Here is a 23396-nt window from a genome sequence, read left to right on the forward strand (position 1 = left end):
CGGTTGGCCACCCAGCCCTGGATCTGCTCGCGGGTCGCACTGCCCTCGTACATCGCCCGGTGGTACGGGTGGTGGATGTGGTAGCAGGCGCCCTTGGCACGCAGGGCCTGTTCGAATTCGGCGGGCGTCATGGCGATCTGGTTCATCTCGGGCTCCGTTACAACACGATGCTCATGCCATCCCAGGCCACTTCGATGCCGTGGCGCTCCAGTTCGGCGCGTTCGGCGGAATCGATGTCGAGGATCGGGTTGGTGTTGTTGATGTGGATGAGCACCTTGCGCGGACCGGCAATGCCGTCGAGCACCTCGATCATCCCGCCCGGGCCGCTCTGCGGCAGGTGGCCCATCTCGCTGCCGAGCTTGTCGCCCACCTCGCAGTGGCGCATCTCGTCGTCACGCCAGAGCGTGCCGTCCACCAGCAGGCAGTCGGCGCGGCGCATCCAGTCGAGCAGCGCGTCATCCACCTGGCCCAGGCCCGGGGCGTAGAACAGGCTGCCGCCGCTCTCCAGGTCCTCGACGAACAGGCCGATGTTGTCACCGGGGTGCGGGTTGCCGCGGTGCGGCGAGTACGGCGGCGCGCTGCTGCGCAGGGGAATGGCGGTGAAATTCAGGCCCGGACAAGCGGGAATGGTGAACGACGGGCTGGCCAGGTCGATGGGGTTCCAGGTGAGGCCGCCATTCCAGTGCTGGAGCATGCTGAACAGCGGGAAGCCGCTGGACAGGTCCTGGTGGACCATGTCGGTGCACCAGACCGGGTGCGGGCAGCCCTCGCGCAGGCTCAGGAGGCCGGTGACGTGGTCGATCTGGCTGTCCATCAGAATGATCGCGGCAATGCCGGTGTCGCGCAGGCGGCGGGCCGGTTGCAGCGGCGGAAAGGCCTCGAGCTGGGCGCGGATATCCGGGGAGGTGTTGCACAGCACCCAGTCGACGCCATTGGCGCTGAGGGCGATGGAGGACTGGCTGCGCGGCTGCGCGCGGACCTTGCCGCTGCGTACGCCGGCGCAGTTGCGGCAGTTGCAGTTCCACTGGGGGAAACCGCCGCCGGCGGCCGAGCCGAGAATCTGGATGTGCATGGGAGTTGCCCTGGCGGGGGCCCCGGCTGGGCCGGGGCGATGCGGATCAGCGGTTGGCGAAGTACAGGGTGACTTCGAAACCAATGCGCAGATCGGTAAAGGCGGGTTTAGTCCACATGGAGCCATCCTCTTGTTATGTCGCCGGAGGATTCCGGCAAGTCCAGTTAACCACCGGCCCGGAGGGGCCCGAATGGTACTTTCGGAGGAGATTTGCTCGTGATTTGGTAGGGGCCGGAGGGTGGGATGGGGGAGAAGGTAGGTTGGGCAGAGCGCAGCGAAGCCCAACATTCGGAGCTTGACCCTGGCACGTTGGGCTTCGCTGCGCTCTGCCACAACCTACGGGAAGAGGTTCGTGCTCCATGAAATAAAAAACGCGGCCGAGGCCGCGTTTTTTATTCAGGTGCCGGGGATCAGAAGAAGCCCAGCGGATTGATGTCGTAGCTCACCAGCAGGTTCTTGGTCTGCTGGTAGTGGTCGAGCATCATCTTGTGGGTTTCGCGGCCGACGCCGGACTTCTTGTAGCCACCGAAGGCGGCGTGCGCCGGGTACAGGTGGTAGCAGTTGGTCCACACGCGGCCGGCCTTGATGCCACGGCCCATGCGGTAGGCGCGGTTGATGTCGCGGGTCCACAGGCCGGCGCCCAGGCCAAACTCGGTGTCGTTGGCAATCGCCAGGGCTTCGGCTTCGTCCTTGAAGGTGGTGACACCCACCACCGGGCCGAAGATTTCTTCCTGGAACACACGCATCTTGTTGTGGCCCTTCAGCAGGGTCGGCTGGATGTAGTAGCCGCTGGCGAGGTCGCCTTCGAGCTTCTCGGCAGCGCCACCGGCCAGCAGCTCGGCGCCTTCCTGTTGGGCGATGTCGAGGTAGGAGAGGATCTTCTCGAACTGCTGCTGCGACGCCTGGGCGCCGACCATGGTCTCGGTATCCAGCGGGTCGCCACGCTTGATGGCTTTGACCTTCTTCATCACCTCAGCCATGAAGGTCGGGTAGATGGATTCCTGCACCAGGGCGCGCGACGGGCAGGTGCAGACTTCGCCCTGGTTGAAGAAGGCCAGCACCAGGCCCTCAGCAGCCTTTTCGATGAACTCGGGCTCGGCCTGCATGATGTCTTCGAAGTAGATGTTCGGGCTCTTGCCGCCCAGCTCCACGGTGGACGGAATGATGTTCTCGGCGGCGCAGTGGAGGATGTGCGAACCCACCGGGGTGGAACCGGTGAAGGCGATCTTGGCGATGCGCTTGCTGGTGGCGAGCGCCTGGCCCGCTTCCTTGCCGAAGCCCTGGACGATGTTCAACACGCCCGGAGGCAGCAGGTCACCGATGATTTCCGCCAGCACCATGATCGACAGCGGGGTCTGCTCAGCGGGCTTCAACACCACGCAGTTGCCCGCGGCCAGGGCCGGAGCCAGTTTCCACGCGGCCATCAGCAGCGGGAAGTTCCACGGGATGATCTGCCCGACCACGCCCAGCGGCTCGTGGAAATGATAGGCGGCGGTGTGTTCGTTGATCTCGGCGGCGGAACCCTCCTGGGCGCGGATGCAGCCGGCGAAGTAGCGGAAGTGGTCGGCGGCCAGCGGCACGTCGGCATTCAGGGTTTCACGCACGGCCTTGCCGTTGTCCCAGGTTTCAGTAACGGCCAGCACTTCCAGGTTCTGCTCGATGCGGTCGGCGATCTTCAGCAGGATCAGGGCGCGGTCCTGCACGGAGGTGCGGCCCCAGGAATCGGCGACGGCATGGGCGGCGTCCAGGGCTTTCTCGATGTCTTCGGCGCCGGAGCGCGGGAACTCGGCGATCACTTCGCCATTCACAGGCGAAGTGTTGGTGAAGTACTGGCCACCAATCGGCGCGACGAATTCGCCGCCGATGTAGTTGCCGTAACGCGGCTTGAAGGTGACGACGGCGCCCGGAGTGCCTGGTTGTGCGTAGATCATGGCGTTGCTCTCTCTGGTCGGTACCTGCCCGGCTGGGCAAGCTGTGGACCGATCTTAGTCAGCCGTTGCCCAGCCCCGGTATGCGCCCATGGGAGAGACGCCCTCGTCATTTGGTATTAGTTGGCGGGCGCCGAGGCCCGCGCCAGAGCCTTCTTCCCCGAATTCGGCGTCGCCGCCTGCTCGGGTCGATAGCCCAGGCGCAGCCCGCCCCAGTGCCGGCCCTGGACGATGATCGGCACCGAGAGATCGTGCATCAGCTCGCCCGTATCGCGGGTGTAGGTCTGCAGCAGCAGCGGCTGCTGGTGGCTGCCGCAGCGCAGGCCGGTGCGGTCGTTGAACATGCGCTTGCTGCGGCTGCGGGCCATGTCCTGCTCGGGGTCGCCGGTAGGTGCCTGGCTGAAGGCCTTGTTGTGGGTTGGCACATAGCCTTCCTGGGTGCAGGCGATGGCGAACACCAGCCCCTCGTGCTGCTTGAGCAGCGCCTCCTGGATATCCGGCAGGACCTGGTCGGTGTAGCGGTCGAAGCGCGAGCTGTACTTCTGCGGGTAAGTACCGGGTACCACCTGGAAGCGCCGGTCGAAGAGGTCGTCGAGACTGACGCGCCCTTCCTGCACGTCACGTTCGAAGCGCGCGGCGATGGCAGTCGCGCCGTCGCGGGCCAGGTCGTAGATTCGCTGGTGGTAGTCATCCAGCGCTACTTCGGCCAGACGCTCGCTGATGGTTTCGGCCTGTCCTTCCAGCTGGCTCGCGGCCCCGGCCAGGCGGCGGGTCTGTTCATCGCTGTCACCAAGGTCACGGCGCATTTGCCCCACCGCGTCGAACAATCCGGCAAGCTGATCGCGGTTGGTCATGGCACCACGGGCGATCTGGTCCACCTGCCCTTCCACCGCCGCGGCCAAACCGGCGATCTTCTCCAACTGCCGGCCAGTCAGCTCGACCTGGCCGACACCGGCCTCCAGGTCGGTGGAGAGTTGTTGGATCTGTTCCACCACCAGTGTGGTCTGACGCTGGATGTCCGCCACCATCTGCCCGACTTCGCCCGTGGCACTGGCCGTGCGCCCAGCCAGACCGCGCACCTCATCCGCCACCACGGCAAAGCCACGACCATGCTCGCCGGCCCGCGCCGCCTCGATGGCGGCATTCAGCGCCAACAGGTTGGTCTGGCTGGCGATGGACTGGATGACCTGGGCCACTTGCTGGATTTCCTCGCTGCGCTGGCTGAGCGTGGCGATCAACTCGCGACTGGCGCCGGCCCTGAGACTCAGTTGCTGCATGAGTTCGATAGCCTGCTGCAGCACTTCACGCCCCTCATCCCCGCTCTGGCGTACATCGTGGGCAGCAGCGAACGCCTGCTGACTGAGTTCGGACGTAGCCGCCTCGGTGGCGATCATCACCTCGGCGCTACTGACAATGCGTTCGGCGGCCTGCAGCTGGGACTTGAGGCGATCGGCCAGACGATCCACCGACCAGGCGACGCCGGCGGCGGACAGGGCGTTATGGCTGGTACTGCGGGACAGGTCGCGGGTCAGTCGGGACAGGTCAGCCCCCTCTTCTACCGTTGTCCGCTCCTGGGGCTTCTGCCGGAACAGCCACGGCAGTGGCAACAACACGAGAACGCCGAGCCAGGGCGGCAGGCCCGTAAACGCCACGCCAATGGCGATGAGGAAGATCAAGAGGCTGTGAATCAGGCAGTAGCGCATCGCTCATCCCTTTGTTGTCATTGTTTTCGGGTATTAAGCGGCTAATCGCCATCAGGCGACATGGTTCCTTGGTCGTAGAACGCACGGTGTAAATCCATGTGGGAGCGAATTCATTCGCGAATGAATTCGCTCCCACATGAATGAACAAGGCCCGCCGGAGCGGGCCTTGCAGCGCATCAGCGTTTGGCTACGGCTTCTGCCTTCGGCAGTTTGAAGGTCCAGAGCATGCCGCCCTGGTTCAGGTCCTTGATGCGTTTGGCCACCTCGCCACCCCAGAGCGGCACCGCGCCACCCCAGCCGGACAGCACGGAGACGTACTGCTCGCCATCCATTTCCCAGGTGATGGGCGAACCGATCACGCCGGAGCCCGTGTTGAACTCATAGAGTTTCTTGCCAGTCTTGGCGTCGAAGGCCATCAGGTAGCCCTCGGGGTTGCCGGTGAACACCAGGTTGCCCTTGGTGGCCAGGACGCCACCCCACAGCGGCGCGTAGTTCTTGTAGCGCCAGACTTCCTTGCCGGACTTCGGATCGATGGCGCGCAGCACGCCAATGTAATCCTCGTTCAGCGGTTTGATGGTGAAACCGGCGCCGAGGTAGGCCGCCCCCTTCTTGTAGGAGATGTTCTCGTTCCACATGTCCATGCCCCACTCGTTGGAGGGCACGTAGAACAGGCCGGTGTCCTGGCTGTAGGCCATGGGCATCCAGTTCTTGCCGCCGAGGAAGGACGGCGCAACGAATACCGAGCTGCCGTGCTTGCCATCGGTAGCCGGCGCGCCCGGACGCTTGGCGTCGTCGTAGATCGGACGGCCTTCCTTGTCCAGGCCCTTGGCCCAGGTCACGGTGTCGACGAAGGGGAAGCCACGGATGAACTTGCCGTTGGTGCGGTCCAGCACATAGAAGAAGCCGTTGCGGTCGGCGGTGGCCGCGGCCTTAACGGTTTTGCCGCCGTCCTTGTAGTCGAAGGACACCAGCTCGTTGACGCCGTCGAAGTCCCAGCCATCGTGCGGGGTGGTCTGGAAGTGCCACTTGATGGAACCGTCTTCCGGATTCAGCGCCAGGCGCGAGGAGGAATAGAGGTTGTCGCCCGGACGCAGGTGAGAGTTCCACGGCGAGGGGTTGCCGGTGCCGATCAGCAGGGTGTCGGTGTCCGGGTCGTAGTAGCCGCCCAGCCAGGGCGCGGCACCGCCGGTCTTCCACAGATCACCGGGCCAGGTCTTGCCAGCCTCGCCGCCGGAGATGCCGCTCTCGACCTTCTTGCCGTCCTTGTAGACGTAGCCCATGTGGCCTTCCACGGTCGGACGGCTCCACAGCAGTTCGCCGTTCTTCGGGTTGTAGGCTTCGACCTTGCCCACCACGCCGAATTCACCACCGGCGACGCCGGTGATCAGCTTACCCTTCACCACCAGCGGTGCCGCGGAGATGGAGTAGCCGGCCTTGTAGTCGGCCACGGTCTTGCGCCAGACCACCTTGCCGGTGTCCTTGTTCAGGGCCACCAGCTTGGCATCGAGGGTCCCGAAGATCACCAGGTCGTCGTAGAGGGCCACGCCACGGTTGATCACGTCGCAGCAAGGCATGATGCCGTCCGGCAGGCGGGCATCGTATTGCCAGAGCTTCTTGCCGGTGCGCGCATCGACGGCGAACACCCGCGAGTAGGAGCCAGTGACGTACATCACGCCATCCTTCACCAGCGGCTGGGCCTGTTGGCCACGCTGCTTCTCGCCACCGAAGGACAGCGCCCACACCGGGCGCAGCTGCTGCACGTTGTCGCTATTGAGGGCTTCCAGGGTGCTGTAGCGCTGGCCTTGCAGGCCCAGGCCGTTGGTCACCACCTGGTCGGTGGATTTGGCGTCATCGAGGATTTCCTGGTCGGTGACACCGGCCAGCGCCAGGCTACTGGACAGCACCAGCGCGACGCCGAGCAGCGTCCGGGCAAAAGGCGGTTTGAGTGTGGCGAGATTCATTGACGGCTACCTCTGCGGGCTTGTTGTTGTGATCCGGGAAAATTTCCCGGTCTGCCGCAAATTCTTGGTTTGCCGCGCCAGGCCAACAATTGGACGCAGTGCGGATTTTCCTACTCCGTTGGTAGCAATACCGACAATCCCTCGCATACTTCAGCTGCCGATTGTGCTGCGGCGTCTACCACTGGCAGACTGCCGCCCCTGCTTTGCACTCCAATACCCCGGGACCTATGCAAGTCTTCAGTGATCGTCAACTGCTCCTGGCCAGCTGGGCCATCGTTCTCCTCGGCCTGCTGCTGGTACTGCCCTTCCGGCTCCTGCCTTCCCTGCTGTCCGGGCTGCTGGTCTATGAACTGGTCATCAGCCTGGCGCCGCGCCTGCAACCCGTGATTCCCGGCGGCCGCCGCGCCCGTTGGCTGGCAGTGGCCTTGCTGGGCACCCTGGTGGTGAGCCTGTTGTCACTGTTCTTCGTCTGGATCGCCGGCGTGGTGACGCAGGAAGTGCACAACCCCGGCCAGTTGCTGGAGAAGTTCATCACCCTCACCGAACAGGCCCGGGCACAACTGCCGGCGTCCGTCGAGAACTACCTGCCGGCCAGCGCCGACGACCTGCGCCGCGAACTGATGGATTGGCTGCGCGCTCATGTCGGGCAGCTGCAGCTGTTGGGCAAAGGCGCGGCGCATACCTTCGTGACCATGCTGATCGGCATGATCCTCGGCGCCATCATCGCGCTGCAGCCCATCCCCAACTTCGAGACCCTGCGTCCGCTCAGCCGCCTGTTGCTGGAGCGCATGGCCCTGCTGGTCACCGCGTTCCGCAACATCGTCTTCGCGCAAATCAAGATTTCCCTGGTCAACACCACCCTCACCGGCATCTTCCTGGCGGTAGTGCTGCCGCTGATGGACATCCAAATGCCACTGACCAAGGTCCTGATCCTGCTGACCTTCCTGCTTGGCCTCTTGCCGGTGATCGGCAACCTGATGTCCAACACCCTGATCTTCATCGCCGGGTTCTCGGTATCGCTCTGGGTGGCGGTCGGCGCGCTGGGCTACCTGATCGCCATCCACAAGCTGGAATACTTCCTCAACGCCCGCATCGTCGGCGGCCAGATCAGCGCCAGGGCTTGGGAGTTGCTGCTGGCCATGCTCGCGTTCGAAGCGATCTTCGGCCTGCAGGGGCTGGTGGCGGCGCCGATCTACTACGCCTACCTGAAAAGCGAGCTGAAGCACGCGGAGCTGGTGTAAGCCCAGTCCAAACTCGACCGTAGCTTTGTAGGATGTGGTGGAGCGAAGCGATACCCATCAGCCGTGATCGATGGGTATCGCAAGCTCCACCCATCCTACGGGGCGAGCGTATCCAACCTTTGCATCCGCGCCACCTCGTACTTCGGGTAGAGGTGGCTGACGCTTCGGATCAGCTCGTAGCGGCTCAGGTTCACTGACGCAAAACGCTGGGGAATAGGCGACCGGATCACCTCGTTCATCTCCTCCCCCTTCCCCGCCGCTTCTTTCAGCAACCCGTCCAGCCAGCCCAGGTAGTCACGCATCTGCGCGAACGGTGCCTTGTCCTGGCTGACGGGTCCGTGGCCGGGCACCAGGACCTTCCAGGGCTGCGCCTCCAGCGTGTCGATATCCGCCAGCCAGGCCTCCAGGCCAGGGCTGTTGGGCGTGGTCAGGGCGCGCTGGTAGAACACCAGGTCGCCGGCGAAGAGCACGCCGGTGTGTTCATCCAGCACCGCGAGGTCGGCGCTGGTGTGGCCGCGCAAGGCCAGCAGCCTCAAACGGTGACCGCCGATTTCACGCACGCCAGGCTCCAGCGTTTCGGTCGGCAGGACAACCTCGGTGCCGCGCATCCAGTCCCCGACCAGTCGATACATGTTCTCCGCCATGGCGTTGCCCTGTTCGTCGAGCAACTTGCGGGTACCGGCCAGTGCGGCGATGGGCACGTCAGTGAAAGCCTGATTGCCCAGCACGTGATCCGGGTGATGGTGGGTCAACAGCACCAGCGTCACAGGCTGGTCGGTGACCGCCTTGATGGCCCGGCGCATGGCCTCGCCGTAGGCCTTCGACGGCCCGGTGTCGATCACCACGACACCCGCGTCGGTAACGATGAAGCCGGTGTTGACGATGTTGCCGCCGTTGGCCTTGTCGAAATTGTCGGTGCTGCCTTCCAGCAGCCAGGTCCCCTCGGCGATCTGCCTGGGGCTGAGTGCGTAGTCCGGCTCGGCCTGGGCGGTGATGGCGACGCAGGCCAGTATTAGGGCGATCAGGCGCATGGTCCCTCCTTAGAAGCTGGCCTCGAATTCGTTGCCGTTGTTGTCCCGCAACCACAACCTGGCTTCCTCATTGCCCTGCACTTCCAGGCTGATGGTGGGGTTCTCGCTCACCGCCGGGAACAGTTCGAGGCTGGCCAGCACCTGGCCGCTGGCGTCACGCAGTTCGGCCTGGTTGAGGAAGAACTCAGGGATGCCGCCGACCAGGCCGTTGTCCATGGGGTGGTCGATGCGCAGGCGCAGGCGGTTGCTGCCGCCATGGGAGAAACGGCCGCCGTGGACCTGGCCCAGGCGATCCTCCCAGCCGGCCTGGGCACGCACCACACTGGGCGCGGTGCAGCCGCCACCCGCCGCATCGACGCGGGTGGAGCCGATATGCCAGAGGCCGTCACGGGTCAGCACGGCGGCGCGAATGGGCGTGGCCTGCTCGACGCGGATGCGGATGGCCAGCACCGGCGCCACGCGCTCGCCGGGCTGGAAGATGAATATCTGCGGAATCGGGTTGAGCTCGGCCCAGGCCATGATCTTCACCACCTGACCTGCATAGGCGCGGGCGTCCACCTGGATGGGCACCTGGCGAGAATCCTCGGCAAAGGGTGGCGCTTCCAGCACCACCTTCGGGTCGTGGACGAAGGGTTGGCCAGCAAGAATCCGCTGGTGGAAATAGTCCCACATGACCGATTCCACCGGGTCCTGGCCAGCGCCCAGCAACGGCGCGCTGGCCCCGAGCAATCCCAATAGCAGCAACGAACGCCTGTGCATCCCGCACCTCCGGCTATTGAACGTCCTGATAGAGCCCCGGCAACTCGTACCGCAGGCCGTAGGCGGCGTAGAGCTTTTCCATGCGGCCGTCACGCACCATGCCGTCGAGGGTTTCTTCCACGGCATTGGCGAGCTGGCGATTGCTCTCGTGCACCGCCATGCCGATGTCCCATTCGGGCTGGCCGAGGTTGGGGTAGGTGTTGTCGGCGTTGAGAATCTGCGGGTCGTGGGCCTGGTGCTCCAGCCAGTCCAGCTCCCCGCGCAGGGCCATCACGGCGTCCACCTCTCCCTTGCGCATGCCTTCGAAGGCCGCCGCCGGCCCCGGATAGTGGTGGGTATTGCGCGACAGGCGTCCGGCGAACACCGAGGTGAGGTAGAAGGACGGCACGCTTTCCAGCTCCACGCCGATGGGATGGAACTGGAACACCCCGATGCTCGGCACCTCGGGCAGGCGCCGGCTGTCGTAGGCCACCTGCCAGCGTTCGCGCTGGTACGGACCGAACATCACCACCTGCTCGTTGGCCAACTCGCCCACGTCGTTGCGCTTCTGCGAGTAGTCGCGGTCGTAAGGCACCCGCAGCATCACATCGGCGAGCACGCCGGGGCGCATGTAGTGCCCCTTCCAGATGAAGTTGCGCAGGTCATCGTCAAGCCGTTCTCCCGGCGTGACCCAGAGCAGTTCCAGCTTCAGCCCGAGCCCCTCGGCCAGGGCATTGGCAAGGTCGATATCGACTCCGCGCGCCTGACCGTCTTCCTTGAAGCTGTAGGGCGCGAAGTTCTCGTAGACGGCCACCCGCAGCACGCCCGAGTCGACGATGTCGTCATAGGGGCGCACCTGTGCCTGCGCCAGAGGCAGGCACAGCAGCCAGCACAACAGAACCAGCAGGCGCATGGCGATCACTCGTCCACGTGCACGCTTTCCAGGTAGGTGCGGATGGCCCAGAGCGCTTCCTGGCTCAGGTAGTCGGCCATCTTCGGCATGTACACCGCCCCGTCGCGCACCGCACCATTGATCACCCGCTCCTTGAACCACTCATCGCCGCTGGCGTCGGTTTCCAGGAAACGCAGGTCGGGCGCGATACCACCGGACTTGGCTTCCAGGCCATGGCAGCGCGCACAGTTCTGGTTGTAGGCGGAAGAGCCGATCTCAACCGCCAGGTCATGCTGGGCATAGGGCGCGCGGTAGGGGTTTTCCTCACGCCACTCCTTGCCCAACTGCTCCAGGCCTTCGGTATTCACTGCCTGGGGCACCACGTCGCCGTGGGCCAGGACGATTCCGCTGAGGGTCAGACCGGCCAGGAATGCGAGGCCGCGCAGTGCGCTGTTCTTGTTCATCACGTACATCCTCATTAGCTGTGCAAGGCGGCGCCCCGGTGAGGCGCTGTGAGGAAATGGTAAGAAGCCCCCGATCACACCCCCATCCTGCTTTGGTGGCCTGACCCTACTTCCTTGGTAGTAGTGCGGGCGGAGGCAAACGAAAGGCCCGCAGGCGGCAATGCAAACGGGCACGCGCGAGTGTGCCGGCGAATGGCAGGAGGCCATTCGCCGGCGAGCGAGTCCTGTGCAGGTGAGAGAGGTCGGGCTATTCAGTTGGCTCTGGAGTGCAGCGCCAAGGGGGGAAGATTTTGGCCGGCCAGGTCGCTGGAGGCCCTGGCGAGCTCAAACTCGAGCACACAGCAGAGCACCAGTAGCGGAAACAGAAGATGCTTGATGACAACCACGACGGAATCCTCTTGAAGGTTCCTGTGTCCGTCATGCTAGGGCCCTGCCCCCTGGCTGACCTTGCTACCTTGGTATCGACTGGGTAATACCTTCGTTGCGCACGCTTCCGCCGCCTCTGGCGGCAGCCCCGTCGGAGACAGCGGCAGGGGCATTCGCAGCAGCGCCAAATCATGGACCCCGGCATGCGCAGGATCAGTCCGTAGGATGTGGCGGGCGGCGCTCCGCTGGAGCGCAGCGATACCCATCACCTGTGAGCATTGACGCATCAGAAGCGCCCTACGCCCCGACCGCCTTGTAGTCCTACAGGCCCCACCGATAGCGTCTCGCCCCGTTGTGGCTTCGGCTGCAACCGGGCTTAGAACCCCCGAAAAATCGACACGCACATCGCCATAAGCGAGATCGGAGTGCTGCCCGCCAGCGCAACGCAACTCGGTTGTCTATGGCGGACCGTGCATGGGTGGGCTTTTGCCCACCGGTTTCGTGCGTATCGACCGGGGTTCTAACCCTGCACGGTCCGCCACCCTTTCCCGCGGTGGCGGCTACTCAGTTCCGAACATGGAGTTTGAACATGAGAGCCCCAACCCTGTATTTGCGCCCCTCTGGCGCCCTGCCCCTCCACCTCCGCCAGGAGGTGCGCCATGACTGACTACCGCACACCTACGCGCTTCCAGCGTTTTCGCCTGCCACTGCGCGCCCTGCTGATCGACGACCGCGCCTGGTTCGTCAGCCGCGACCTGGCGAAGCTGGCCAGCATCCGCACCGATACCGACTTTACCCGCAAGCTGGACGAGGACCAGCTGCGCGATGAGCTGATCCTTCTGGAGGACGGCGGCTTCAGCCTGGAACGGTTGGTGAACGAGAGCGGGCTGCACCAGTTGCTGCTGGTGCATTACTACCACCCGGAGCATCGTGGCCTGCGCCGCTGGATCACCGACGAAGTGGTGCCCGGTCTGGGCCGGGAGCACGCCCAGAGCCAGCAGCCGCGCCGCCGTCTGATGAACTGGCAGGGCCAGCCGCTGAACCTGATGGAGTGGCAGGGCACGCTGTGGATTCGCTATGAGGACATGCCTCGCTTCCAGGGGCAGGTGCCGGAGAGGAAGGCATTGTTGTGAGCCGTACATTCGCTACGTGACCACGGCACCTTGTGGGAGCGAATTTATTCGCGAATGAATTCGCTCACGCAGATGAGTCCTGATCTGGCCGTGCTCGCCCTCGACTGGGCCGGCTTCGCTGGCCTTAGCGAATGAATTCGCCCCCACAGGATGAGTGCCCCGCCGGCACTCGGCTGCCCGTAGGGTGCGCCGTGTGTTCAGCCGGGGGCCAGCTTCGCTGTCCTTGGCGAATGAATTCGCCCCTACAAGGTGAGTAATGACCTGCGCCGACAGAGTGCTTCAATCCTTCAGCCATATGACCGGCAACACCGAGGTACTGCCCTGGGGTTGGATGCCGGAGGGGCCGACGCGGTCGAAGCCGAGCAGGCTGAGGATCAGCAGCAAAGGCAACAGCAAGTGCTTGAGGATGCGCATTGGACGGCTTCCTTCTGGTTTTTGTGTGGTCATCCTAGGGCCTCGTCGCCGCCCGCCTTCTACTACCTTGGTACCGCCCGACCGGTACTTTCTTCATATTTCCCAGGCCCTGCCCCCTTCCTATGCTGGCTCCACGTTCAGAGGAGCCATGAAATGCGCCATTACCTGCTCCACGGCCTAACCTACTTGCTGGCGCTGACCAGCGCCGCCCTGGTCGCGACACATGTCCACGCTGAAGACGACGGCCTGGAGGTGCGCATCGGCTATCTGGCCTGGGAGCCCGCGCGCGGCCCGCTGTTGTCCAACGTGATTCCCGAACCGGAAGATGCCGGCCTGCGGGGCGCCGAACTCGCCATCATCGACAGCAACAGCACCGGCCGCTTCCTCAAGCAGAGCTACGCGCTGAGCGCCGTGCGCACCGGCACGCCCGAGGCGTTGCTGACCCAGGCGCGGGCGCTGCATGAACAGGGTCTGCGCTTGTTCGTGGTCAACGTCCCGGCGAAGGAGCTGCTGCAACTGGCCGATGCCCTCCCGGACAGCCTGCTGTTCAACGCCGGCAGCGCCAGCGACGAGCTGCGCGGTGCAGAGTGCCGCGCCAACCTGCTGCACAGCCTGCCCAACCGCGCGATGCTGGCCGACGCCCTGGCGCAGTTCCTCGCCACCCGCCGTTGGCAACGCTGGCTGTTGGTGACCGGCGAAACGCTGGACGACCTGGCCTACGCCTCCGCCCTGCGCCGCGCCGCCGGGCGCTTCGGCGCGAAGATCGTCGAAGAGAAACCCTGGACCTTTGACAATGACCAACGCCGCAGCGCCCAGGCGGACATGCCGTTGTTCACCCAAGCCAGCGAGTACGACGTGGTGCTGGTGGCGGACGAGCGCGGCGATTTCGGCGAGTACCTGCCCTACAACACCTGGTACCCGCGCCCCGTGGCCGGCACCCAGGGCCTGACCCCCACCGGCTGGCACAAGACGGTGGAAACCTACGGCGCCGCCCAGTTGCAGAAGCGTTTCGAAGCACTGTCCGGGCGCTGGATGAACGACCGCGACTTCGCTGCCTGGATCGCGGTGCGCAGCATTTCCAGCGCCGTGACCCGCCTGAAGACCGCCGATGCCCAGGCCATCCGCACCCTGGCGCTGTCCGCCGACCTGCCGCTGGATGGCTTCAAGGGCCGCAAGCTGAGCTACCGCGACTGGGACGGCCAACTGCGCCAGCCCATTCCCCTGGTGCATCCCCGCGCCCTGGTCAGCACCTCGCCCCAGGACGGTTTCCTGCACCCGGTGAGCGAACTGGACAGCCTGGGCTTCGACCGCCCCGAGAGCAGCTGCCACCGTTTCACCGCCACCAACTGACAACAACAAGAAGGAAATCCGCCATGCCCACTCCCCTTGCTGCCGCCATCGGCTCCGCCCTGCTGCTGTTTGCCGGCCAGGCACTGGCCGCCACCGCCTATGTGTCCAACGAGAAGGACGACAGCATCAGCGTCATCGACCTGGACAGCCTTGAAGTCACCGCCAGCCTCGATGTGGGCGCGCGCCCCCGTGGCCTGGCGCTGTCGAGTGACAACAAGCTGCTCTACATCTGCGCCAGCGACTCCGACACGGTGCAGGTGATGGACCTGGCCACCCGAAAGATCATCAAGGAGCTTCCCTCCGGCGCCGACCCCGAGCAGTTCGCCCTTCACCCCAACGACCGCTGGCTGTACATCTCCAACGAAGACGACGCCCTGGTGACCGTGGTCGACACCCAGAGCGACCAGGTGCTGGCACAGATCCAGGTCGGCGTGGAACCCGAAGGCATGGCGGTGAGCCCGGATGGCAAGTGGGCGGTGAACACCAGCGAAACCACCAACATGCTGCACTGGATCGACACCGCCACCCAACAGTTGGTGGACAACACCCTGGTGGACCAGCGCCCCCGCCACGTGGAGTTCAGCCCGGACGGCAAGCTGCTCTGGGCCTCGGCGGAAATTGGCGGCACGGTGACGGTGGTCGATGTGGCCAGCCGCCAGGTGCAGAAGGTGTTGAAGTTCCAGATCAAGGGCGTGCACCCGGACAAGGTGCAGCCGGTTGGGGTGAAGCTGACCCGCGACGGCAAGTACGCCTTCGTCGCCCTGGGCCCGGCCAACCATGTGGCGGTGCTGGATGCCAGGACCTATGAAGTCCTCGACTACCTGCTGGTGGGACGCCGCGTCTGGCACCTGGCGTTCACCCCGGACGAAAAGCGCCTACTGGCCACCAATGGCATCAGCGGCGACGTTTCGGCGATCGATGTCGACAGCCTCAAGGTGACCAAGTCGATCAAGGTTGGCCGTTACCCCTGGGGCGTGGTGGTGACCCCGTGAACGCGCTCGATCTGGTCGATCTGTCCTTTGCCTACGGTCCACGCCGCGCCCTGGACAGGGTCGGGTTCCACCTCGAATCAGGCAGCTTCACCGCCCTGCTCGGCCCCAATGGCGCGGGAAAATCCACTCTCGTCGCACTACTCACCCGGCTCTACGACCTGCGCCAGGGCGAGATTCGCGTCTGCGGCTATTCGCTGCGACAGGAGCCGCGCAAGGCCCTTGCACAACTTGGAGTGGTGTTCCAGCAGAGCACGCTGGACCTGGACCTCAGTGTTGAACAGAACCTGCGTTACCACGCTGCGCTCCATGGCTTGCCCGGCAAGTTGGCCACGCAGCGCATTGAGCGGGAGCTGGAACGCCAGCAATTGGGATCGCGTCGGCACGACAGTGTGCGCCTGCTCAATGGCGGCCACCGGCGCCGGGTGGAGATCGCCCGCGCACTGCTCCACGAGCCACGGCTGCTGTTACTGGACGAGGCCAGCGCCGGCCTCGACCCGGCCAGCCGCGAGGGCTTGAACCGGCACGTGCGGCAACTCTGTCGCGAACAAGGCGTTGCCGTGCTCTGGACCACCCATCTACTGGACGAGGTCCGGCCCGAGGACCGGCTGCTGATACTCAACCAGGGGCGGATCATCGCCAACGATCGCGCCGCCAGCCTGGGCGCGCAGCAGGATGGCGGCCTGGCCGCAGTGTTCGAGCGGCTGACGGCATGTGCATGAGCAGAAGTCTTTGCGGCGCACCCTATCCACCTTCGGAGGCATGACGATGTTCGCTCCCTACTGGCATTGCCTGCGCGGAATTCTGCTGCGCGAGTGGCTGCGTTTCGTGCTGCAGCGCACCCGTTTTCTCAGCGCCCTGGTGCGCCCGCTGCTCTGGCTATTGGTATTCGCCGCCGGTTTCCGCGCGGCCCTGGGCATCGCCATCATCGAGCCCTACGACACCTACATCACCTACGAAACCTACATAGTCCCGGGCCTGGCCTGCATGATCCTGCTGTTCAACGGCATGCAGGGCTCGCTATCGATGGTCTACGACCGTGAGATGGGCAGCATGCGCCTGCTGCTCACCAGCCCCCTGCCCCGTCCCTTCCTCCTGGCTTCCCGCTTGCTGGCCACATCGCTGGTATCGCTGCTGCAGGTCTATGCGTTCCTCGCCATCGCCTGGCTCTACGGGGTGCAACCGCCGGCCTTCGGCCTGCTCGCCGCCTTGCCGGCACTGCTGCTCGCAGCGTTGCTGCTCAGCGCCCTGGGGCTGCTGCTCTCAAACGGCATTCGCCAGCTGGAAAACTTCGCCGGCGTGATGAATTTCGTGATCTTTCCGCTGTTCTTCCTGTCATCGGCGCTCTATCCGCTCTGGAAGATGCGTGAGGCCAGCGAATGGCTGTACTGGCTCTGCGCACTCAACCCCTTCAGTCATGCGGTCGAGATGGTGCGCTTCGCCCTCTACGAGAGCTTCAACCCATTGGCGGTTGCCATCTGCCTGGTGCTGACGCTGGCCTTCGCCATGGCCGCACTGTTGAGCTTCAACCCCCAGCATGCGGCCTTGCGCAAGGCCGGGTAGCAGCCCTACCAGGGGCACTGTAACGCTCGGGAAACACTGGAGTTTTTCTCTGTGTTCTGTGGGAATGAAATGCACTTCTTTAGTCTTAAAGAGACTGAGAAAGCGCACGATGGCTGATTGACAGCACCCCCTATTCGTAACAGGATGTTTCAAAGAAACTGCAAAGCGATACAGAAACGTCCTGCTGTCTCATTCAGTCATTGAGAGTGGCCTGCGGGAAACGAGGCCAGCCTTGGGACGTGCCGCGCGAAAGCTCCCTGCTCATTCCATGTACTTTCGTTCTTCCGGGCCTCGGCGGCCGGTAGCCTTGCCTCTGCATCCCGTTCCTGCGCAGGGGCTCTTCCAGGGGTGCCACTATGAGGAGGGGCAGATGTACCTTCCACGAGATGTGTCCGGGGCACGGCTCAGGGAAGCGGAAAATGCGCGAAGGAACTTTGCAGAGTTGGCGAGTGCCCTCGCCAAAAGCCAAGTCACGCGACGTGACCTCATCAAATGGGGCCTTGCCACCTCCAGCGGACTGCTGCTTCCAGTCCATGGATTGAGCCCCTTCACCAGCAGCGCCTACGCCGATACGTTCGACATCCCCACGGGTCTGCCACCCAGCCCGTTGTTCGGCGTCCAGGCATTCACCCAACCCATGCCACGCTTCGACGTGCTGCTACGCAAGCCCTTCACGCCGGGCGCCGGAGTGATGAACCCCATCCCCTCCCGGCCGGGCGTGCCCGGACCGGACCCCATGGAGCAGGCGAACACGACGCAACGTCCGGTTCCCGCAGTGCTGGGTGGTGGCTTTGGACCCATCGAGGGGCGACCGCCGGGACCCATCTGGGCTCACCAGCAATGGGGCACTTTCCCGCCCAGGTTCATCGTCGAAGTCACCCAGGAAGGCGCCAAGGTAAACAAGAACTACAACCCCGGGGTGCCGTCGAACCTCAATTCGGGCATCGATCCAGCGCGGGACCTTCGCCCGGCATTCCACCCTGGCCTGCCTGACCAGGGACCGCTGGCGATGTGGACCTTCAACGGCACCTTGCCGCCCAAGCTGCTGATCGGCCGCTACCACGACTCGATCATCTTCCGGCACCACAACCGCTTGCCCGAGGACCCCGCCGCCAACGGCGGATTCGGCATCCACACCATCAGCACCCACGAGCACAACGGTCACCACGGTGCGGAAAACGACGGGTTCACCGGGGCCTACTTCTTCCCCGGCCAGTTCTACGACTACCACTACCCCATCTGCCACGGCGGCTACTTCAGCTTCAACAAGGATGGGACGGACCCCCGTTGCGGCGCCCCCAGCGATGGCGGAGGCATCGTTCCGTATCCGGGCGACTACCACGAGACCATGAGCACCCACTGGTTCCACGACCACATGTTCAGCTTCACCTCGCAGAACGTTTACAAGGGCAACGCCGGGATGTTCAACATCTACAGCAGCCTGGACCGCGGCAACGAGGAGCTGAAGGACGGCGTGAACCTGTGCCTGCCCAGCGGCTCAGCCAAGTCGTATGGCAACCTCGACTACGACGTAAACCTGATGCTTGCCGACAAGGCCTGGGACCAGGACGGTCAACTGGCGATGGACATCTTCGACTTCGACGGCTTCCTCGGTGACGTGATGACCGTGAACCTGGTCTACAAGCCGTATTTCGAAGTCGAGCGACGCAAGTACCGCTTCCGCATCCTCAATGCGGCGGTGGCCCGGTTCTTCAAGCTGTCCCTGAGCGACGCCTCGCCAATGATCCAGATCGCCAATGACGGCAACCTGCTGCCGACGCCGGTGGTACTCACCACGCTGGACGAAATGGGCATTGCCGAGCGCTACGACATCGTCATCGATTTCAAGCGTTACAAGGTTGGCGACAAAGTGTGGTTCGTGAACCTCGCCGAACACGAGAATGGCCGGCGGCCGAAGGAAGACCTGACGCTGCGCGAGGCCCTGTCGGGCAACTCCAGCGATCCTTGCGTGGGCCGATTCCTCGAGTTCCGCATTGTCCGCGACCCGGCGCGGCCCGATGTCAGCCAGGTACCGGACCAACTGATCCAGAACCCGGACCTGACGAAGATCCCGGTGGCTGCCCAGCGCACCTTCGAATTCGGCCGTGGGGCGAAGCAAACCAGCGCAGACCCGATCACCAGCTTCCTGGGCCCGTGGGGCATCAAGGTCGACGGGGTTACCACGCTGGCGGCGGACTTCGGTAGGGTATCGGCTGGGCCGCGATTCGGCACACGCGAGATCTGGACCTTGAGGAATGGTGGCGGTGGCTGGGATCACCCCATCCACATCCACTTCGAGGAGGGACAGATACTCGCCCGCGACGGCAAGGCGAGCAACGTGCCGGCCTGGGAACGTGGACGCAAGGACGTGTACCGCCTGCACCCTGGCGGCAGCGTCACGCTCACCATGCAGTTCCGCGACTTCGGCGGGATGTACATGGAGCACTGCCATAACACCACCCACGAAGACAACGCCATGCTCCTGCGCTGGGAGATTGACGATGCCGGCGGCGCCTTCCTGCGTCCGCTGCCAACGCCGATTCCAACGCCACAGGGCGTGAAGTTCGTGCCACCTGACGAAATCCTGCCCACCGCGTTCCGCTAGGAGGTCGCCATGGGCAGCTTGAAATGGCTGGTGCTGCTGGCCGTCAGCTCGCTGACGGCCAGCGGGGCTGCGCTCGCGGCGCAGCCCTGGGGCCCCGGTTACTTCCCCGATGTGCCCCTGATTACCCAGGACGGCCGGACCGTGCACCTTTATCAGGACCTGCTGAAGGGCAAGATGGTGGCGGTCAACATGATCTTCACCTCCTGCCCGGACAGCTGCCCACTCAGCACGGCCAACCTGGCCAGGGTGCAGCGGCAACTCGGGGACAAGGCCGCGAACATCCACTTCTACTCCATCACCGTCGACCCCGAGACCGACACGCCGGAAGTGCTCAAGGCCTATGCCGAGAAGTTCCACGCGGGGCCGAACTGGCTGTTCCTCACCGGCAAGCCGGATGACATACGCCTGGCGCAACGGAAGCTGGGCCTGTGGTCCAGCACCGATGCCGAAGCCCCGGATGCGCACCTGACCAGTCTGACGGTAGGCAACGAACCCACCGGCCAGTGGATGCGCCAATCCACCCTGGACAACCCGAACTTCCTTGCGGCCAAGATCAGTACGTTCCTGCTGGGCTGGCAGAACCAGCGCGGGGTGGCGGCCCAGGGTTATACGGAGGTCCCGCCCATCACCAACACCGACGCTGGGCGGCTGTTGTTCCGCAAGACCTGTGCGGCCTGCCACACCATCGGCAAGGGCGAGGCACTGGGCCCCGATCTGCAAGGCGTGACCGCGCGGCGCGACAAAGACTGGCTGCGGCACTTCATCAAGGCCCCGGATCAGATGCTGGAGCAACAGGACCCGATTGCCGTGGAACTGTTCGCCCGCCATAACCAGGTGCGCATGCCGAACCTGCACCTGGGTGACGAGGACGTGGAGGCGCTGATCCACTATTTCGAGCAACAAGGCGCGACCCCATCAGGGCAGTCGGAGTCGTCGCCAATTCCCCCGCAGAGCGAGGGGAGCCTGGCGACCCCCTGAGGGTCGAGGAGGTACAGATGAATATCGATCGAAGGCATCTACCCGCCGCGCTGCTGACCTTCGTCGGCCTGGTGGCCGCCACGGCATCGGGCATCGCCAACGCCCTGCCGCTGTTCAAGCGCAGGGCAGACCAGCTGGTGATCCCTATCGCCGGCACCCTGACCACCGCCACCGAGGACATCAGCCTGAAGGGCACCGCGCGCATCAGGAGCACCGAATTCAGCGACCCCGACTTCAATGGGCCGCCGGGGGCCATCCTGTTCATCGACTTTCTCAACGTGGTGGGAGCCGGATTGACCAGCAAGACCCGTTTCTTCGCCCATGGCGAGAACCGCGTTGTGCGCGAACTGCGCCCAACCGACGTGGTGGAGCTGACCTTCCTCATCACACCGGTCAACGCCAAGGCCACAGTGGCCGCGATCCCCGTGCTGGCCACCTTCCAGCTGACCTTCAACGTCGACCAGGGCCAGCTCACCGCCGCGACCGGGAGCTTCTCGACGCCGGACTTCTGACCTGTCCGTGGCCGCTGCCGGACACGGGGCCGGCAGGGCCAGCTACTACTTTGGTACTGGTTGCCCCCTCTTAACGTCGAATTCCCAAAGCAGCGGCGCTGGCCTGTAATGGCTGCATAAAAAGAACAGAGCGTCCGCCATGAAGCGCCTACTTACCTGCTTTGCCTGCGTTGTCCTTGCGCTGCCCGCGATTGCCAGGGAAGCAGCCGACATCCCGCTGTTCTCCGCGGACGGCTACCGCCTGACCCGCTACCGCAGCCCTACCCCCGCCAGCGCCGAATCCGCCCGCACCCTGGATACCGCCCAGCTCCAGGCCCAGTTGAAGGCGCAGCCCGATACCCTGCTGGTGGACGTCTACCGCCGCCAGTGGCTGCAAGGGAACTTCATCGAAGACGAACCCCACGCCAACATTCCTGGCAGCCTCTGGCTGGCCAACACGGGCGATGGCGAACTCAGTGCCGAATGGCTGGGTTACTTCACCCGCCATCTGCGACAGGCCAGCCAGGGCCGCAGCGACCGCCCTCTGGTGTTCTACTGCCGCTCCGATTGCTGGCTGAGCTGGAACGCCGTGAGGCGCGCTGCCGCGCTGGGCTACACCAACCTCTACTGGTACCGTGACGGCATCGATGCCTGGGAACAGGCCGGGCTTCCCATGCAGCCCGCCCATCCCTTGCCATTCCCCTGACCCGGCAGGGTCGGGCATGCCGCACCATAATGACAAAAACGAGGTGAAAGGCCGTGTACAAGATTCTGATTGCCGATGACCACCCGCTCTTCCGCGAAGCCATCCATAACGTCATCAGCGATGGTTTTCCCGAAAGCGAAGTGATGGAGACCGCCGACCTGGACAGCGCGCTGGCGTTGACCCAGGAGCACGATGACCTGGACCTGATTCTCCTCGACCTGAACATGCCGGGCATGCACGGCCTGAACGGGCTGATCAACCTGCGTAACGAGGCACCGACCGTGCCGGTGGTGATCGTCTCCGCCGAGCAGGACAAACAGGTGGTGCTGCAGGCCATTACCTATGGCGCGGTGGGTTTCATCACCAAGTCCTCGCCCCGCGCGCAGATGACCGACGCCATCGAGCAGATCCTCAACGGTAACGTCTACCTGCCTTCGGACATCATCCGCACGCAGAAAGCATCGCCCCGCCGCCACCATGATGAAGCCAGTATCCCGCCCGAACTGCTGCAGGCCCTGACTCGCAAGCAGTTGCTGGTGCTGGAACGGATGACCAAGGGCGAGTCGAACAAGCAGATCGCCTACAACCTGGACATCGCCGAGACCACCGTAAAAGCCCACGTCTCGGCGATCCTGCGCAAGCTCAACGTGCACAACCGGGTACAGGCCATTCTCTCGGCCAGCGATATCGACTTCACCGCCTATCTGCGCCGTTGAACACCGGCTACTTCCCTAAGGACAGCCATGCCCGCTCCTCGCACGCTTCTGCTCACGGCACTGGCCATGCTCGCCTTTGCCGGCAATTCCCTGCTCTGCCGTCTCGCCCTCAAGCACACCGCCATCGATGCGGTGAGTTTCACCGCTATCCGTATCGTCGCTGGCGCCCTGATGCTCTGGCTGTTGCTGCGCCTGCGCCGCCAGCCCCTAGCGGCGACCGGCAATTGGCGAGCAGCGGCGGCGCTGTTCGTCTATGCCGCCGCCTTCTCATACGCCTACTTGCAACTGGATGCCGGTGCCGGCGCGCTGTTGTTATTCGGCGCCGTGCAACTGTGCATGGTGGTCTTCGGCCTGCTGCGCGGTGAGCGGTTGAACCTGCAACAGGCGCTGGGCTTCACCCTGGCCACGGGAGGACTGGTGGTCCTGCTGCTGCCCGGCGCCAGCGCTCCTCCTCTTTTCGGCGGCCTGCTGATGCTGCTCTCCGGCCTTGCCTGGGGTGCCTACACCCTGCTTGGCCGCCAGGCTGGCCCGCCGCTGGCGGCCACCGCCGGGAACTTCATGCGCGCCCTACCGTTCGCGGCACTGCTCCTGTTGCCTTTCATCGACCAACTCAAGCTGGATCTGACTGGCTTTAGCTACGCCGTGCTTTCCGGCGCACTGACGTCCGGCATCGGCTACGCCATCTGGTACAGCGCCTTTCCGGGCCTCGGCGCCCTCCAGGCCGCGAGCGTGCAACTCAGCGTTCCCGTCCTCGCCGCCCTCGGCGGCGCTGTGCTGCTTGGCGAACACATCAGCCTGCGCCTTGCGCTGGTGTCGGTGGCTGTCCTCGGCGGCATCGCCCTGGTGCTGCGGGCGAAATTCCAGGCGGTGCCGCAGAGGGTTTGAGGTACACCTTTCCTGTGGGGGCGATTTCAATCGCTAAGCAGGGCGCAGTCCTGCCTTTGCTTGTGGGAGCGAATTCATTCGCGAAATTGACTAGGCACCGTGCCAGCCGGTGGCAACCCTCACCCCCGGCCCCTCTCCCAGAGGGCGAGGGGTGACTCACGGCTCACCTT

At 64.4% G+C, this 23396-nt stretch carries 22 protein-coding genes and 1 pseudogene; 12 read left to right on the forward strand and 11 right to left on the reverse strand.

The features are described from left to right. The 6 genes and pseudogenes from DM872_RS04385 to DM872_RS04410 all read right to left on the reverse strand — a co-directional run. Window positions 1-146: pseudogene (locus DM872_RS04385) on the reverse strand (pyrroloquinoline-quinone synthase PqqC); the annotation flags it as partial. An 11-nt stretch (window positions 147-157) separates the two neighbouring features. Next, window positions 158-1072, reverse strand: coding sequence for a pyrroloquinoline quinone biosynthesis protein PqqB (pqqB, locus tag DM872_RS04390; RefSeq protein WP_179058317.1), 915 nt, complete (start codon window positions 1070-1072; stop codon window positions 158-160). A 46-nt stretch (window positions 1073-1118) separates the two neighbouring features. Then, window positions 1119-1190, reverse strand: coding sequence for a pyrroloquinoline quinone precursor peptide PqqA (gene pqqA, locus DM872_RS04395; RefSeq protein ID WP_072432761.1), 72 nt, complete (start codon window positions 1188-1190; stop codon window positions 1119-1121). A gap of 292 nt (window positions 1191-1482) precedes the next feature. Next, entirely contained in the window at window positions 1483-3003 is a 1521-nt protein-coding gene (gene exaC, locus DM872_RS04400) for an acetaldehyde dehydrogenase ExaC (protein WP_179058318.1), read from the reverse strand. 116 nt (window positions 3004-3119) lie between these two features. After that, window positions 3120-4703 carry a methyl-accepting chemotaxis protein gene (locus DM872_RS04405; protein ID WP_179058319.1) on the reverse strand — a complete coding sequence of 528 codons (1584 nt, stop codon included), beginning with the start codon at window positions 4701-4703 and terminating at the stop codon, window positions 3120-3122. 176 nt (window positions 4704-4879) lie between these two features. Next, entirely contained in the window at window positions 4880-6664 is a 1785-nt protein-coding gene (locus DM872_RS04410; RefSeq protein WP_179058320.1) for a methanol/ethanol family PQQ-dependent dehydrogenase, read from the reverse strand. A 227-nt stretch (window positions 6665-6891) separates the two neighbouring features. On the opposite strand from DM872_RS04410, the gene DM872_RS04415 reads away from it, so the two are divergent. Continuing rightward, the gene (locus DM872_RS04415) at window positions 6892-7905 is read left to right on the forward strand and encodes an AI-2E family transporter (protein WP_179058321.1); all 1014 of its coding nucleotides are present in this window, start codon (window positions 6892-6894) and stop codon (window positions 7903-7905) included. Window positions 7906-8000: 95 nt separating this feature from the next. Here DM872_RS04415 and DM872_RS04420 read toward each other — a convergent pair whose 3' ends face one another. From DM872_RS04420 to pedF, 4 genes are read right to left on the reverse strand one after another with little or no spacing between them, the layout of a single operon-like run. Further along, on the reverse strand, window positions 8001-8936 hold the full coding sequence (locus DM872_RS04420; RefSeq protein ID WP_179058322.1) for a quinoprotein relay system zinc metallohydrolase 1: 936 nt from the start codon (window positions 8934-8936) through the stop codon (window positions 8001-8003). A gap of 9 nt (window positions 8937-8945) precedes the next feature. Further along, complete coding sequence (locus tag DM872_RS04425; protein ID WP_179058323.1) at window positions 8946-9695, reverse strand: quinoprotein dehydrogenase-associated SoxYZ-like carrier; 750 nt, start codon at window positions 9693-9695, stop codon at window positions 8946-8948. Between the two features lie 13 nt (window positions 9696-9708). Then, window positions 9709-10587 carry a substrate-binding periplasmic protein gene (locus DM872_RS04430; protein WP_179058324.1) on the reverse strand — a complete coding sequence of 293 codons (879 nt, stop codon included), beginning with the start codon at window positions 10585-10587 and terminating at the stop codon, window positions 9709-9711. Window positions 10588-10592: 5 nt separating this feature from the next. Then, the gene (gene pedF, locus DM872_RS04435) at window positions 10593-11030 is read right to left on the reverse strand and encodes a cytochrome c-550 PedF (protein WP_179058325.1); all 438 of its coding nucleotides are present in this window, start codon (window positions 11028-11030) and stop codon (window positions 10593-10595) included. A gap of 1025 nt (window positions 11031-12055) precedes the next feature. Here pedF and DM872_RS04440 point away from each other — a divergent pair. Beyond that, entirely contained in the window at window positions 12056-12529 is a 474-nt protein-coding gene (locus DM872_RS04440; RefSeq protein WP_179058326.1) for a BRO-N domain-containing protein, read from the forward strand. A gap of 279 nt (window positions 12530-12808) precedes the next feature. On the opposite strand, the gene DM872_RS30415 is transcribed toward DM872_RS04440, so the two are convergent. Then, window positions 12809-12943, reverse strand: a complete 135-nt coding sequence (locus DM872_RS30415; protein ID WP_256873287.1) for a hypothetical protein — start codon at window positions 12941-12943, stop codon at window positions 12809-12811. A gap of 153 nt (window positions 12944-13096) precedes the next feature. Between DM872_RS30415 and DM872_RS04445 the strand changes: the two genes are divergently transcribed. The 10 genes from DM872_RS04445 (at window position 13097) to DM872_RS04490 (ending at window position 23226) form a co-directional block, all read left to right on the forward strand. Then, window positions 13097-14293 (forward strand): ABC transporter substrate-binding protein, encoded by a 1197-nt coding sequence (locus DM872_RS04445; RefSeq protein WP_179058327.1) that lies wholly within the window; start codon window positions 13097-13099, stop codon window positions 14291-14293. A gap of 23 nt (window positions 14294-14316) precedes the next feature. Then, complete coding sequence (locus tag DM872_RS04450; RefSeq protein ID WP_179058328.1) at window positions 14317-15285, forward strand: YVTN family beta-propeller repeat protein; 969 nt, start codon at window positions 14317-14319, stop codon at window positions 15283-15285. Continuing rightward, a complete protein-coding gene (locus DM872_RS04455; protein ID WP_179058329.1) occupies window positions 15282-16004 on the forward strand; it encodes an ABC transporter ATP-binding protein in 723 nt (240 codons plus the stop codon). The genes DM872_RS04450 and DM872_RS04455 overlap by 4 nt, the downstream gene beginning before the upstream one ends. 46 nt (window positions 16005-16050) lie before the next feature. Beyond that, complete coding sequence (locus DM872_RS04460; RefSeq protein WP_179058330.1) at window positions 16051-16845, forward strand: ABC transporter permease; 795 nt, start codon at window positions 16051-16053, stop codon at window positions 16843-16845. Between the two features lie 442 nt (window positions 16846-17287). Beyond that, window positions 17288-19450 carry a multicopper oxidase family protein gene (locus tag DM872_RS04465; protein ID WP_179058331.1) on the forward strand — a complete coding sequence of 721 codons (2163 nt, stop codon included), beginning with the start codon at window positions 17288-17290 and terminating at the stop codon, window positions 19448-19450. 9 nt (window positions 19451-19459) lie between these two features. Then, window positions 19460-20428, forward strand: a complete 969-nt coding sequence (locus DM872_RS04470; RefSeq protein ID WP_179058332.1) for an SCO family protein — start codon at window positions 19460-19462, stop codon at window positions 20426-20428. Between the two features lie 17 nt (window positions 20429-20445). Then, a complete protein-coding gene (locus DM872_RS04475) occupies window positions 20446-20940 on the forward strand; it encodes a hypothetical protein (protein ID WP_179058333.1) in 495 nt (164 codons plus the stop codon). Between the two features lie 139 nt (window positions 20941-21079). Continuing rightward, window positions 21080-21625 carry a PQQ-dependent catabolism-associated CXXCW motif protein gene (locus DM872_RS04480; RefSeq protein ID WP_179058334.1) on the forward strand — a complete coding sequence of 182 codons (546 nt, stop codon included), beginning with the start codon at window positions 21080-21082 and terminating at the stop codon, window positions 21623-21625. Between the two features lie 53 nt (window positions 21626-21678). Further along, entirely contained in the window at window positions 21679-22341 is a 663-nt protein-coding gene (locus tag DM872_RS04485) for a response regulator (RefSeq protein WP_179058335.1), read from the forward strand. Between the two features lie 27 nt (window positions 22342-22368). Further along, entirely contained in the window at window positions 22369-23226 is an 858-nt protein-coding gene (locus DM872_RS04490; RefSeq protein ID WP_179058336.1) for a DMT family transporter, read from the forward strand. Window positions 23227-23396: the final 170 nt, after the last annotated feature.

Origin of the sequence: Pseudomonas taiwanensis, assembly GCF_013393345.1 — a bacterium.
In the GTDB taxonomy this organism is placed as follows: domain Bacteria; phylum Pseudomonadota; class Gammaproteobacteria; order Pseudomonadales; family Pseudomonadaceae; genus Metapseudomonas; species Metapseudomonas resinovorans_C.